Annotated in this window: 10 protein-coding genes; 6 read left to right on the forward strand and 4 right to left on the reverse strand. The window is 38.7% G+C overall.

Annotated elements, in window-relative coordinates; all coding sequences use genetic code 11:
- Positions 1-38 precede the first annotated feature (38 nt).
- On the forward strand, positions 39-1679 hold the full coding sequence (locus ACFE6N_RS04345) for an RNA-directed DNA polymerase (RefSeq protein WP_378934182.1): 1641 nt from the start codon (positions 39-41) through the stop codon (positions 1677-1679).
- Between the two features lie 123 nt (positions 1680-1802).
- On the forward strand, positions 1803-2654 hold the full coding sequence (locus tag ACFE6N_RS04350) for a hypothetical protein (RefSeq protein WP_378934184.1): 852 nt from the start codon (positions 1803-1805) through the stop codon (positions 2652-2654).
- A gap of 649 nt (positions 2655-3303) precedes the next feature.
- Here the strand turns inward: ACFE6N_RS04350 and ACFE6N_RS04355 are convergent.
- Entirely contained in the window at positions 3304-3528 is a 225-nt protein-coding gene (locus tag ACFE6N_RS04355) for a helix-turn-helix domain-containing protein (RefSeq protein ID WP_378934185.1), read from the reverse strand.
- A 321-nt stretch (positions 3529-3849) separates the two neighbouring features.
- Between ACFE6N_RS04355 and ACFE6N_RS04360 the strand changes: the two genes are divergently transcribed.
- Together ACFE6N_RS04360 and ACFE6N_RS04365 are read left to right on the forward strand one after the other, a co-directional pair.
- A complete protein-coding gene (locus ACFE6N_RS04360; protein WP_378934187.1) occupies positions 3850-5154 on the forward strand; it encodes a hypothetical protein in 1305 nt (434 codons plus the stop codon).
- A 1293-nt stretch (positions 5155-6447) separates the two neighbouring features.
- A complete protein-coding gene (locus ACFE6N_RS04365; protein WP_378934189.1) occupies positions 6448-7344 on the forward strand; it encodes a glycoside hydrolase family 25 protein in 897 nt (298 codons plus the stop codon).
- A gap of 1208 nt (positions 7345-8552) precedes the next feature.
- On the opposite strand, the gene ACFE6N_RS04370 is transcribed toward ACFE6N_RS04365, so the two are convergent.
- Both ACFE6N_RS04370 and ACFE6N_RS04375 read right to left on the reverse strand, forming a co-directional pair.
- Entirely contained in the window at positions 8553-9650 is a 1098-nt protein-coding gene (locus ACFE6N_RS04370; protein ID WP_378934190.1) for a mandelate racemase/muconate lactonizing enzyme family protein, read from the reverse strand.
- A gap of 25 nt (positions 9651-9675) precedes the next feature.
- On the reverse strand, positions 9676-10047 hold the full coding sequence (locus ACFE6N_RS04375) for a DUF1016 N-terminal domain-containing protein (RefSeq protein ID WP_378934192.1): 372 nt from the start codon (positions 10045-10047) through the stop codon (positions 9676-9678).
- Positions 10048-10174: 127 nt separating this feature from the next.
- Between ACFE6N_RS04375 and ACFE6N_RS04380 the strand changes: the two genes are divergently transcribed.
- Both ACFE6N_RS04380 and ACFE6N_RS04385 read left to right on the forward strand, forming a co-directional pair.
- Entirely contained in the window at positions 10175-12184 is a 2010-nt protein-coding gene (locus ACFE6N_RS04380) for a thioredoxin domain-containing protein (protein WP_378934194.1), read from the forward strand.
- A gap of 10 nt (positions 12185-12194) precedes the next feature.
- On the forward strand, positions 12195-12701 hold the full coding sequence (locus ACFE6N_RS04385) for a peptidylprolyl isomerase (protein WP_090987807.1): 507 nt from the start codon (positions 12195-12197) through the stop codon (positions 12699-12701).
- 82 nt (positions 12702-12783) lie between these two features.
- On the opposite strand, the gene ACFE6N_RS04390 is transcribed toward ACFE6N_RS04385, so the two are convergent.
- Positions 12784-13413 carry a Uma2 family endonuclease gene (locus ACFE6N_RS04390; protein ID WP_378934196.1) on the reverse strand — a complete coding sequence of 210 codons (630 nt, stop codon included), beginning with the start codon at positions 13411-13413 and terminating at the stop codon, positions 12784-12786.
- Between the last annotated feature and the right edge of the window lie 2 nt (positions 13414-13415).

The following is a 13415-nucleotide window of genomic DNA, read 5'->3' on the forward strand; positions in this document are numbered from 1 at the left end:
CAAAATGATAGAATAGTAAAGTAAAAACTTAAACAAGAATGAAACTTAAAGATTTGTTAAATAAAGGTTACTTTTCGGAAGAACTACCTCCACCTTTCATCTCGAGTAATTTGGGAAATCAATTCGATAAGGTAAATAAAATTATTAGTAAATTAACGAAAGCAGAGAAGGGACAAATCTCTAATTCTGATTATGTGCGTTATTCAATCCCCAAAGTTGGCTTGCATAGAAGACACAATGGCATACCAAATCCATATCATCAATTTATTCTTTCCAAAGTGATATGTGTAAACTGGAAAAATATAGAACTTAAATATAAAACATCTAAAATATCTGCGAGTATACCGGAAATAGATAGTTATGGTAATAGAGCAATTATTCAATTTGCGAAGTTTAATGAATTCAAAGAAAAATGCCTTAAAGATTCCTTTGACACATTTTTTGAGTTAAAATCTGATATTTCAAAGTATTACCCATCTATATATACACACTCAATTCCGTGGTCGATCCATACAAAGGCTTTTTCAAAATTGAATAAGGGTAATTCTCATTATGGGAATTTATTAGATGAATCAATCAGAAATTCCCAAAATGCTCAAACGAATGGAATTGTTATTGGTACTGATACATCTCGAATCATAGCCGAGCTTATAGGATGCTATATCGACGAAGAATTTTTAAAGATGCTTAATAAAGATAAAATCAAAATCAAAGGCTATAGATTTGTAGATGATTGTCATTTCTTTTTTTATTCCAAATCAGATGCTGAAAAAGCTTTAAAGCATTTGCAACGAATCTTAGGTGATCTTAATTTAAACATTAATGAAGAGAAAACACAAATCAGTCAAGCGCCATTTCAATTTGAAAATGTTTGGCAACTACAATTGACAAACTTATATATTCGCGATTACCCAAAGGTTCAAAGAAATGATTTGAAGAACTTTTATAATCTACTTATTGATCTTTCTAGAAGATATCCCAAGGACTCGGTGATCAAATATGGTATTAAGATATTTAAAAAAATAAAAATTAAAGAGGTAAATTGGGATATTTTTGAATCTTTAACTTATTCGTTAGCCTTAGCTGAAGGTGCTATATTACCTGATATTTTGCAAATTCTTCTGCAAAATAAATCAAAAGTAGACATGCTAAAACTCGAGGCAACATTAAATTCACTTTTAAATCAACATATTTATAAAGGCCATAACTTTGAAGTTGTGTGGAGCTTGTGGATAGCGCGTAGTTTCAGAATTAAGATAGGAAATCAAATAGCCCAGCAAATTATCGATTCTACAGATATTGTTTCAATGCTTGTCGTTTTAGATTTGAAAAACGAAAAATTAATTACTGGTAAAATAAAAACATCCACATTAAATTCGGATTTCAACTCGACTGGATTGCTTAGTAACAAATGGTTACTGATATATGAGGCTACTCTAAAAAAATGGGTAAAATCAAATTGCTTAGAAACAATTAAATTTTTTGATGAGATTTCTAAGTTGAATATTAGTTTTTATGATTCGTCAAAGCAAATAATTTTTGGCGATTCAAATATTGAAAATTCGAAATTCAAAAACCAGAAAGAACAAACAAAAGACAAGAATGATTATCGAAGAAAAAAATATACGCCCATCAAGCAAAAATTATTATTATATGCCAAAACAGATTATGGTGATTGATGAGTTCCACTCTTAAACAATCAATCCTTATTACATCGTCACCTATCACTTTTACTTAGGCGTTTCCCATGGTTGCATATACGTCTCTAATATATTCAAATACGATATTAAAAATAAGTTAAAATGATCAATATATACAATAGCCTCACCAAGTCAGGTAAAGAGCTTTTATCCAAAGAATTGGGACTCAGTCTAGGGGAACTTGAAATGCTCAATTTCGATATTAGACTCGTTCAGGATAATGAAGGTTATTCTGTTTATAAGTTTATTCTTTTAGGCGATAATCCAATTGAGGTTACAGAGAGGATCTTGGACTTGGATGGTGATAGTGTTGAACTTCCAGACTATATATTTGAAATAGATGATGAAGATTGGTATGATTATGAATATGTTTCAGGTAAAGATCCTGAAGAAAACTTAGACGTATTTTTGGAGGAACTTGAAAATCTGGAAAAGTTAAATAAACTGAATATTAAAGACCGCAAAATGACTATTATATTGAAAAGGCAAATATTCATTGGCATCATCGGAAGTATGGAAACTTACCTATCCGACACTTTTATTGGACTAGTTTCTAGCAACATAACTTATCTGGAACGTTTCGTTTCTTCCCATCCAGAATTTGCTAAGCGTAAATTTGAGCTAAAGGAGGTTTTTGCTGTTTTTCTCGATATAGAAAAAACTGCTAGGAATATAATGCTTGAAGTAATATATCATGATCTTGCAAAGGTTAGAGAGATGTATAGAAAAACTTTTGAAATTGAATTTCCGTCTATTAGGGATGCATATAAATGTGTAATGGTAAGACATGATTTGGTGCATAGAAATGGAAAAACAAAGAACAGACAGCCTATCGCTTTAACCGAAAAGAGCATATCACAGACGCTTCAAATGATAAGATGTTTTATTGAAGATTTAGCGGGGATTATATCGAAACTGAACGACCGCGATATTGATCATGATTTACCTTTTTGATTTGAGTGACTTTGTTTATTTGCCAAAAGTCAACAAGAATTTTAATTCATTAGTTTAGGATTTAGTCATCTCGGGCTTTTACTTTTATGTTATTTTTTGAATATTCTATTCGCAATTTCAGAACTAAGTTTTTGTAGCCTGTCATCAGTGCGGTGAAGAAGCATATTTTCTCTTGACAGATTTTTAGTACCGACATATTCTTGAATACTATCTACCAGTCTAGAGTATGCCTCATAGTAAGTGTTGTAAGATTTACCATACAATTCAAAATTAGATGTTAGAAAGGACGTATAATATTGGTTGGCTTTGAAAATTAGATTATGGCAATTACCCCTGATATCCTCAGGAGGGAGAAATTCCAAAATTGTATAAATATTTACAACATTCCTCAATAGTTTGTCAAAATCGTTTTCACTACGTTTAGATGGATCATTCAGTAAGGACTGTATTTCTATATTAAGATCGTTTATAGCAGTCATTATTTCTTTGAAAAAATTAAATTGCTCTTTATATAGATGCTCCCTTAAGCTATTTCTACGGTTTTTAATTGAGATAAAATAATTGAACAATCCAATAAGCATTGTCGACGAGATTCCTATAATATAAAATAGATCTTTTGCCTCAATCATCCTATTAATACATAAAATTACTAAAAATCTAATAATTCTTTTGCGGGTATTCCTAATCCTTTTGCTATTTCCAAAAGCGTTGTAAACGTGAAGTCTTTATTCCCATTCTCTATATTACTTAGATTTCCTTTTGTTAAGTCACAATTCGCCACTACCTGATCTTGGCTTAAATTTAGTTTTTCTCTTATTGTCCTTAAGTTCTGTCCAAACGTTTTTAAACGTTTTCTATCCCTTTCTTCATTCATTCAATAAATACACTAAAATAAAATACATTTTTTGTTATAAGATCTTGTAACAACAGAAATAAATTTCTATATTTATGGTATTGTAATTAGGTATTAATAAAAGTCTTGTGGTTGCATCTCTGACCCCGCTAACGCAAGACAGCAGATTAATGCCCATATCTATGTGTAGATGTATATATTTGTGCATCGAAATAGATGTGGGGCTGCTGTAAATCCATGTTAGCGTAAGGGGTCAGAGCTTTATTGTAACCATGGTAAGCAGTCTCACATTTATTATTTAGGGACTTTGCTGCCCAACAAGACTCGTAAAACCATACGAGTATGAAAGCTAAATCCATTACCATTGCAGGGAAACCGCTTTCGCGGTTTTACCAACTGCCTTTAGAAGAGGGGAGCAGGGTGTTAAGGTTAGCGGTGCTGGATCAGATCGCTAGCAGATGGCATAGCACATTTAGCGTAGGTAAAAAGCCCGAGCCCTTGGCCATGCAATCGCTTTCTTTTGATCAGGGTTTGTTAACGGTTCATGTTAAATTGGGAGGGGAAGAGGCAAGGGTTTACGTTGGCGTAGAATACGATTGCCTGCTGGTGAGCTGTAGTGTGGATACGGATGAAAGCTACCTTGGGCATTATGCTTACCTTACTTTGCGGGCCATGATGCGGAGTGGTTACTGCGATTTTCAGGAATATTACTGGCCGGCATGTTTCGCTTTAGGCAACAAGCGGTCGAGATATGTAGATGTGGTTAAAAAACCTGGCGGTTTTACCATTACCTTGAAGAAAAAGTTTAGCGGTTTGTTTAGGCCTGGCGATGATTTCCCAGATGTTACGGAAAGAACGGTAGTACCGCGTGAAAGGCTGTTGGATAAACATGCGATGGCACGTTTGGCACCGGTTAACATTGGCTATTGTTTCGCCAATACCGATCTGCTTAATTTCCACAGCAATCATTATCCTTTTTTAATTCCTTATGTTTTTTCGGCCACGGCTTACCTGAAAACGGTAAAATCTTTTAAACGTTTCGTGTTGAATCCGCACGATGTGGATGGTGTAAGCCTCTCGCCACAACAACAGGAGCTGAACAGCATTTGCTTCGCCATGAAAGAGATAGCTGCCATCCGCTTTAACGCAAACGGCCACCTGCCAGAAAAGGCAGCTGAAACCCATAAACTTAACGAAGCTAACCAGCTCGCCCTTTTAAAGTTATGGAACAAGGCTCTACCGCTATTGATGCAACAGCGTTTTACACACTACTTTTATACCTATGGCCTGCGTAATGTTACCGGCAAACCTGTAATGCGGGATATGAAAATGGTTGAATTTGCTATGGAGGTACCTGTTTTAAGTTTCGTGCTTAAAGATGAGGGCGATTATTATGAACTGGAATTGAAGCTTAAGGTAAAAGGGAAATTGCTGCATCTGAATATGGATCAGCCCGGGCTGTTTTTGGTTTGTGATCGGGATAAACCGTATTTATGGTATTTGCTTGAGGCTGAAATGGATTATAAACTGGTTTTGTTTTTTAGTAAAGTAAATTTTAAGGTGCAGGTGCCGAAAGGGTATTATAGAGAGTTTTTTGAGGGGTTTGTAGAGGGAATTGAGCGGTGGTATGAAGTGAAGAGGGGGTAATATTATCTTCGCTCTATGCCGCGGGGCATCAAACTTTTGAGGCATCAAAAGTATGCAAAAATGCTTCGTCAATCCAGCAATGGGCCTTTTGCGCAAGCCGATGCGCATCAAAAAAACAGCGGCACTTTGTTTTGTGCAAGTTAGTGCTAACTTAAAGTTATTGCAAAATGTGCACAAAACTCACTGCGTTTGAGGTTTGGTAGTGCTGGTTGTGCTGATCTGCAACTGTTTTTTTGATGTAGCTGGCCCTTGGGATTGACGGCGTGCTTCGGTAAAGGTTGTGGGGGTGGTGAAAGGGAGTTGGCGAAGTGCCTAGAAAACTACGTTGTTTAAGGTTTTGAGATTTTTCTGCTGCAGCTGTTATTCCACCGCTCTCGTTTTGATCCTGCCTTGGGCTGTGGGGTTATGAGAGGGTGTGCAAAGCTTTCCGTGCTTTTTCCGGCGAAAATTTGCGAGGCCGGTAGCAGGGTGCAGATAGCATGGAGTAGATGGGACTTCCCGTTTTCTGTCATCCTGAGGGTTAATTAATTGTTTAAAATCAATATGAGTGACGTATAATTGTCTTCTCTTATCCTACGGCGCAGTCTTGCCTCGGCTCGCCGCCGCCGAAGGGCTCTTTCTTTTTGGTGTCAAAAAGAAACAAAAAACACCGGCTGAAAATTTTTCTTTCGAAGCTAGTAGGTTGGCTTGGGCAGTGCAGCCCGAAAAATTTGTTAGGCCGGATTTGGGTAGAACGGGGATACCGTGCTATGGCCTAGCTGGATGGAAATGCAAAAGCGGTTAAAGTGTTGATTAGTAATGATTTTCAAAATAACGTCAATGGTAGCGTAGTCGAAGGATCTCCTTCCATCATATCCTAGGCCGGATAGCGTGGTGCAGATAGAACAGTGCGGAAAAACATTTATAGATTGATTACTTTGAAACTATGAGGGGAACTCCCCTCCTAATTTAGGAGGGGCGGGAGTGGTTATGAGGATAATTCTCTTTCAGTCCTTTCCCTTTCAGGGGAAAGGTGCCGATAGGCGGATAGGGGTTTAAGGCGCTCGCTATAATACGGTCGTCATTGCGAGGCACGAAGCAATCTTAATGCGTTTGCGATTTTCTTGCCCTTCGCTCGGGCTTGCCTCATTATTTTCTGTCATCTTTGAGGTACGAAGGATCTTTTGACTGAAAGATTTGCTTCGCAGAGCCTACGGGTTCTTCAGTGCGTTCGGAATGACAATTAATGGTTTTCCCGCAAACCCGCTTTTTTATTTCCATACATTTTCCTCAACTTAGCAGCATTAAATACCTATGCCGCCAGAGAAAAGAACACCAATAAACAAAAAACCGGTTACCAGAAAACCTGCCGTTAGGAAACCTGCAAGCCGAAAAACCACAGCGGGCAGAAAAAAGAAAGGTGGCATTTCGGTTCAGCTGAAGTTGGTTATTGCAGGTTTATTGTTGGTTTTACTCTCGCCATTTTATTACGGCTATGTATTAAGAAGTTTTGTGGCCACCTGGCGCTGGGTTAAAGATTGGGGGCAAGACCCGAATTACCGAACTTATGAAAGTTTTAACATCAAGATCCCCAAGAAATATACCGTTCACGGCATTGATGTTTCTTACTACCAGGGTAAAATAAACTGGCAAAAAGTAAAGGAAATGAAAGAGGACGAGGTGAGTATCCGTTTTGCCTTTATCAAAGCCACAGAAGGACTGATGTTGGTTGATCCGTATTTTCAGCGCAACTGGCGTGAAGCGCCAAAAGCAGGTATTATTTGCGGGGCCTATCATTTTTTCAGACCAAAAAAGGACGGCAAAACACAAGCCAAATTTTTCTTACAAGTGGTTAATATCGAGAAAGGGGATTTACCACCTGTTGTGGATATTGAATCTTTAGATGGCGTTTCACCATTGAAAATGAGGGCTGAGCTGTCTAATTTTCTCAACTATGTTGAAGTGAAAACCAAAGTAAGACCCATTATTTACACCGGGCTTAAATTTTACGAAGATTATTTAGTTGATCATTTTGAGGATTATCCCTTATGGATTGCCCATTATTACCAACCGAAATTAAGAATGGATAAGAGTCGCTGGAAATTCTGGCAGCATTCTGATAAAGCGAAAATTAATGGTATTGGCCATGTGGTTGATTTTAATGCTTTTAATGGTGATAGTTTGGCGTTGGATAGGTTGTTGGTTCATTAGTCATTGGTTCAATGATCATTAGTTCATTGGTCATTGATTCATTCGTTTTGTTACTTCTTTTATTTGTTATTAGTGCATTGGTTAGTGCAAATAGCTTGATTTTTTTCGCTCTATGCCGCGGGGCATGGTACTTTGTCGCGCCAAAGTACCCAAAGCGCTTCGTCAATCCAGCAATGGGCCTTTTGCTCATAGCCATAGCACATCAAAAAAACAGCGGCACTTTGTTTTGTTCGTTAGGGGTTAGTGAAAGGTTTTGCAAATATGAAGCACAAAACTCACTGCTTTGAGGTTTGGTAGTGCTAGTTGTTCTGGTATGCACCTGTTTTTTTGATTGGGCCGGCCCTTGGGATTGACGGGCGTACTTCGGTAAGGGCCGTGGGTTTTGAAAGGGAGTTGGCAAAGCGCGAAGAGCAGTACTGCTAATAATGTAGACTGGAAAAGAATCGAGTTGTGCTAAGTGTTTTCCGCTCTATGCCACGGGGCATGGTAGTTTTTCGCAATAGTAGTTTTTTTTCAGTTGTGCTCAAGAATGCTGCGCATTTTGTCGCGCCAAAGTACCCAAAGCGCTTCGTCAATCTAGCAATGCGCCTTTTGCACAATCCCGCGCACATCGAAAAAACAGCGGCACTTTGTTTAATCAGGTGTATTGGTTAGTTTCTTTAGTCTGATTGAGCCCTTCGGGGTTTCTGTCGGGTTGTGGTTGATGAACGGTAGTGGGGCCTTCTGACAGAAAACTCACTGCCTTTCAGGTTTGTCAGTGCTCAATTTACCTGAGTTGCAACTATTTTTTCGATCTTTCTGGCTCTTGGGATTGCCGGGCGTACTTCTGTAAGGGCTGTGGGTTTTGAAAGGGAGTTAGCAAAGCGCCTGAGAATTATTGTGAATGCTTTTAGCTGTACTCAATAATACTTCACATTCTCTCGCTCCAGAGTCTCTAAAGCACTTCGTCAATCCAGGCAAGTCCCGATTTTTCATCTGGATTGCGATTGACGGGCGTAATTGGTAAAACCTAAGTATTATTAAAGCAATCTAGCGTAATGCCTAATAACCCATGCAGGATATATGTGCAACACGCTGGGAGCTTTCGGATAATCAATCTGGTTGAACGTTTCAATATTGCCTTTAATCAATAATGAATTGGTGTTAATTTCCGAGATTATTGTTTAAACCTGTTAATCGACTCCAAACTCCAAACACCCAACTCCAAACTACACCCGCCAGCTTTCACATTTCTCTAAGAAAAACTCATCTGCCTCGGCGCCGATACCAATTTCTTCGGGAACATCAAGAAAATAACCATTATAAGTAAGACCACCAACAACCGGATCTACCAAATGGCCCAATAGTGCAGTGTCCAGGTCAAAAAACTCCACATTCGGACTGGCGTAGGCAAAATGCAGGTTGGCACTCAATGCAATCCGGCTTTCGAGCATGCTGCCAATCATACACTTAACGCCATGTTTTAAGGCTTCTTCATGTATTTTCTGAGCTTCTGAAATGCCGCCTGATTTTGAAAATTTAATGTTTAAGTAAGTGGTTGATTGGCTATTGATCAGTTTTCGGGCATCGTGATGGTTATAACAGCTTTCATCGGCCATTAATTTAATTGGCGAATTTACATTCAGTTCGGGTAGTTGATCATCATACCAGGTACGCATAGGTTGTTCGCAGAATTCGATATGGTATTTTTCCAGTTCGCCCAAAGCAAATAAGGCATCATCAAAACTCCAGCCCTGATTGGCATCGAGGCGTAAAATCAAATCTTCGCCCACAGCCTCGCGGATCTGCTTTACCCTTTCAATATCATCATGCACTTTTTTGCCGAGCTTGATTTTTAGAATCCGGCAACCCTGGTTTTTATATTTCAACGCAGTTGCGGCCATTCCCTCTGGTGTATCAATGCCAATGGTCATGTCGGTTTCTATAGTGCGTTTAGTTCCTCCAAGAAATTTATACAGCGGTAGTTTCGCATTTTTGGCTGCTATATCAAATAATGCCATATCGAAAGCACTTTTTATAGTGGCGTTATGATCTGCATAACCCAATAAATCGTTCATCCGCTCTGGGATATCCAGGGGATCTTTGCCTTTTATAATAGCGGCGAAATCTTTGGCCATCGCAATGCAGGTTTCCTGCGTTTCACCTACAATCATCGGGAAAGCAGAACATTCGCCAATGCCATGGATGCCCGTATCAGTAAAAATGCGGATCAGAACATTCTGTGCAAAATGCATGGTTCCGGTGGCGATAACAAAAGGCTCCATGGGGATGCTAAAGCGGTATATTTCGGTATGGGTGATTTTCATGGGTTTAAGGCTGAAGGTATAAGGTTTAGGGTTTAGGGTGGAAGGTTGAGTGTATAGGGTTTGCGAAACTGGATAAAAGCCGATAATGTGTCCAACTCAATTCGTGACGCAGTGCGTCACGAATCGGAAATGGCTTGTAAAAACTTCTTATATTTCGAAGATTGCTTTCGTCAAAACCTTTCCCAAACTCCAATGTTAATTGGTTTGAAAGATTTTTTAATGTTGCTTTCCCATAATCTGCACGTAATTTTCCCTGCTGCTCATCTTCAACAATAAGCTTTCCGATTTGCCAATAAGATTCGAGTAATGCCGAATTTGCTGCACGGAATACTTTTAAGCGAGATTGATTAATGATCTCTTTTATGGCATTAAATAAATCATTTTTGCTCAATTCCATTCCTCCAGATAGATTTCCAACTAAAGTATAAAAACAAAAACTAAATAGGAACACGTTTGTAGATTATTAATAGATTTACGCCTCGAAATAAAATCCATTTTCCTTCTTACATTTTACATAACCTGTCATGTCAGATACCAATAATTTAATCAACGCTTCCTCTCCTTATTTGCTGCAACATGCCCATAACCCGGTTGATTGGTATGAGTGGGGTACGGAGGCATTGGAAAAAGCCAAAGCAGAAAACAAACTGATTTTGGTGAGTATTGGTTATTCGGCCTGCCATTGGTGCCATGTAATGGAGCGCGAAAGTTTCGAAAACCGTGAGGTAGCCGAAGTGATGAACCAGCATTTTGTGTGCATTAAAGTGGACAGGGAAGAACGCCCGGATATTGATCAGATTTACATGTACGCCATCCAACTGATGACCGGTAGCGGCGGCTGGCCTTTAAACTGCATCTGTTTGCCCGATCAGCGCCCCATTTATGGTGGAACTTATTTTAGAAAAAACGATTGGATAAATATTCTGGAAAATGTGGCTGCACTATGGGCTAACGAACCTGATAAGGCTATCCAATATGCGGAGCGGCTAACTTCGGGCATTAAAGACAGCGAAAGGATCATTGCTGCGGTAACTACAGAAGAATATACCCAGGCGCATTTAACTGAAATTATCGATCCCTGGAAGCGACATTTTGATATAGGTTATGGTGGTTATAACCGCGCACCCAAATTTCCTTTGCCCAATAACTGGGTGTTTTTATTGCGTTATGGCTTTTTAAAAGATGATGAATCTGTTTTTACAGCGGTTTGCCATACGCTTGAAGAAATGAGCAGGGGAGGAATTTATGATCAGATTGGGGGGGGCTTTGCCCGCTATTCGGTTGATGATAGATGGCATGTGCCACATTTCGAAAAGATGCTTTATGATAATGCACAGCTGATCAGTTTATATGCCGAAGCTTACCAATGCACCAAATTCGATTCTTTTAAACAGACTGTTGTAGAAACCATTAATTGGGTGTTTGACGAAATGACTTCTACCGATGGCTTGTTTTATTCAGCATTGGATGCAGATAGCGAAGGAGTAGAAGGCAAGTTCTATGTTTGGGATAAAGCAGAATTTGACCAGGTATTGGGAGCAGATGCTCAATTGATCGGTGCTTATTATAATGTTACGGAAGAGGGTAATTGGGAAGAGGAACAAACCAACATTTTACGCAAAACCGTTAGCGATGACGATCTGCTTGCAAAATTTGATATAGATGCAGCAAAACTTAATGATAAAGTGAACTCGGCGAAATCAAAATTAATGGCTGTGCGTAGCAAAAGAGTTAGGCCAGGTTTGGACGATAAATGTTTAACCGCCTGGAATGGCATGATGATTAAAGCCTTGACTGATGCAGCAGCAGTATTGAATCATCAGGCTTATTATGAAAAGGCCTCAACGGCGGCCAGTTTTATTTTAGAGCATTTAAAATCAGAGAATGGCGGCTTATACCGTAACTATAAAAACGGAAAGGCTTCTATTACGGGTTTCCTGGATGATTATGCGTTTTTTATCGAAGCGCTAATTGCCCTTTACGAAGCTGATTTTGATGAAAAATGGTTGGAAGAGGCAAAATTGCTGATGGATTATGTGATGGCTAATTTTACAGATCCGGAGTCGCCGATGTTTTGCTATACCTCTGCAGAAAGTGAAGATTTAATTGCCCGTAAACATGAGGTAATGGATAATGTGATTCCGGCTTCGAACTCTGCCATGGCACAGAATTTAAAGAAATTAGGGCTCCTTTTTGATCTGGAAGCATATACCGAAAAAGCTTCAGCAATGCTTGCTGCGGTTCAGCCGAAGATTAAAACCTATGGCTCTGCTTACTCGAACTGGGCCATTCAATTGCTGAACGAAATTTATGGCATAAACGAAATTGCCATTACCGGATTGGAAACCGAAGCGGTTAAATTGGAATTGAGCGGGCATTATATTCCGAACAAAATTACATTGGGTGGAACAAAAAGTAACTTGCCACTGTTAAAAGGTAAGCAAAGCAATGAAACAAAAGTTTATATTTGCCGAAATAAAGTATGCCAGTTGCCGGTTAACACTGTTGAGGAAGCATTATTGTATGTACAATAAATAAATTTAAATGAATATTTCACCAAACTCTGTAGTAGCGTTAACTTACGAATTGCATACTACTAACGAAGAAGGACAACAAGTTTTTGTAGAAAAAGCTGACGAACAAAATCCTTTAGTATTTTTATATGGCGTTGGCATGATGTTGCCTAAATTTGAAGAGCATTTAACTGGTTTAAAAACTGGTGATGAATATTCATTTGAACTATCTGCAGCAGATGGTTATGGTGATATTGATCCGGGTGCTTTTGCTGATTTACCAAAAACGATGTTTACCGAAGCTGGTGGCGAATTGCCAAACGTTGGTGATGTTATCCCTTTACAAGATAACAATGGTAACCAATTTAGAGCAGGCGTTACTGCTGTACACGACGAAACCATTTCAGTAGATTTAAACCACCCGATGGCCGGTAAAAATTTAATGTTTAGCGGTGTGATTTTAAATGTACGTGAAGCTACTCAGGATGAATTAGCACATGGCCATGCACACGGTGCTGATGGTCATTCAGGTCACTAGTTAATATAAAAGATTTCAAGGAAGTCAAGTTTTAAATAGCCGCTTTGCTATTTAAACTTGACTTCTTTTATGAATACCCTTTTTAATCTTGGAAAATTTCTTCCAAAACGAGTTTAAGGCCGGGTATAATGGATGTCGTCACCTCTTCGCCTTCCGTAAGAATTTTGGTAGGTTGAAATTTACCGTTTTCATCCAAAATATACCTGAAAAATGTTTTGTGCGTAGGGCTTACAATCCAATATTCTTTTACACCAGCCTCTTCATAAACCTCGTATTTATTGATCAGTTCCTTTTTATTATTCCCAGGTGATAAAATCTCGACCACAATATCGGGAGCGCCAATACAGCCACGCTTATCGAGTTTAGTCTGATCGCAAACTACCACTAAATCGGGTTGCACTACGGTGAAAACTTCTTTATCATCTTGCGATTTCTTAGCCAAACGTACATCAAATGGTGCAGTATAAACCCGGCAAGGTTTACCTTTGAGCGCATTATAAATTGGTCCAAAAATATTGCCTGAAATACCCTGGTGAATTCGGGAAGGGGCAGGACTCATTTTAAACAACTGTCCTTTAATAATTTCTAAGCGCTCATCAAATTCGAAACGCATATAATCTGCATAACTGTATAAAGCAGAAAAATCGACCTCATTAAGTGTTCTATAAATAGGTTGCTCCTCCTCAGTTGGATAGGGTTTAATATTTTTCATAC

Origin of the sequence: Pedobacter sp. BG31 (genome assembly GCF_042464845.1) — a bacterium.
Classification (GTDB): domain Bacteria; phylum Bacteroidota; class Bacteroidia; order Sphingobacteriales; family Sphingobacteriaceae; genus Pedobacter; species Pedobacter suwonensis.

Excerpts from the sequence above, each read along its gene's own strand:
- ACFE6N_RS04345 (WP_378934182.1), top strand. The coding sequence starts at position 39 with ATGAAACTTAAAGATTTGTTAAATAAAGGTTACTTTTCGGAAGAACTA.
- ACFE6N_RS04350 (WP_378934184.1), top strand. The coding sequence starts at position 1,803 with ATGATCAATATATACAATAGCCTCACCAAGTCAGGTAAAGAGCTTTTA.
- ACFE6N_RS04355 (WP_378934185.1), bottom strand. The coding sequence starts at position 3,528 with ATGAATGAAGAAAGGGATAGAAAACGTTTAAAAACGTTTGGACAGAAC.
- ACFE6N_RS04360 (WP_378934187.1), top strand. The coding sequence starts at position 3,850 with ATGAAAGCTAAATCCATTACCATTGCAGGGAAACCGCTTTCGCGGTTT.
- ACFE6N_RS04365 (WP_378934189.1), top strand. The coding sequence starts at position 6,448 with ATGCCGCCAGAGAAAAGAACACCAATAAACAAAAAACCGGTTACCAGA.
- ACFE6N_RS04370 (WP_378934190.1), bottom strand. The coding sequence starts at position 9,650 with ATGAAAATCACCCATACCGAAATATACCGCTTTAGCATCCCCATGGAG.
- ACFE6N_RS04375 (WP_378934192.1), bottom strand. The coding sequence starts at position 10,047 with ATGGAATTGAGCAAAAATGATTTATTTAATGCCATAAAAGAGATCATT.
- ACFE6N_RS04380 (WP_378934194.1), top strand. The coding sequence starts at position 10,175 with ATGTCAGATACCAATAATTTAATCAACGCTTCCTCTCCTTATTTGCTG.
- ACFE6N_RS04385 (WP_090987807.1), top strand. The coding sequence starts at position 12,195 with ATGAATATTTCACCAAACTCTGTAGTAGCGTTAACTTACGAATTGCAT.
- ACFE6N_RS04390 (WP_378934196.1), bottom strand. The coding sequence starts at position 13,413 with ATGAAAAATATTAAACCCTATCCAACTGAGGAGGAGCAACCTATTTAT.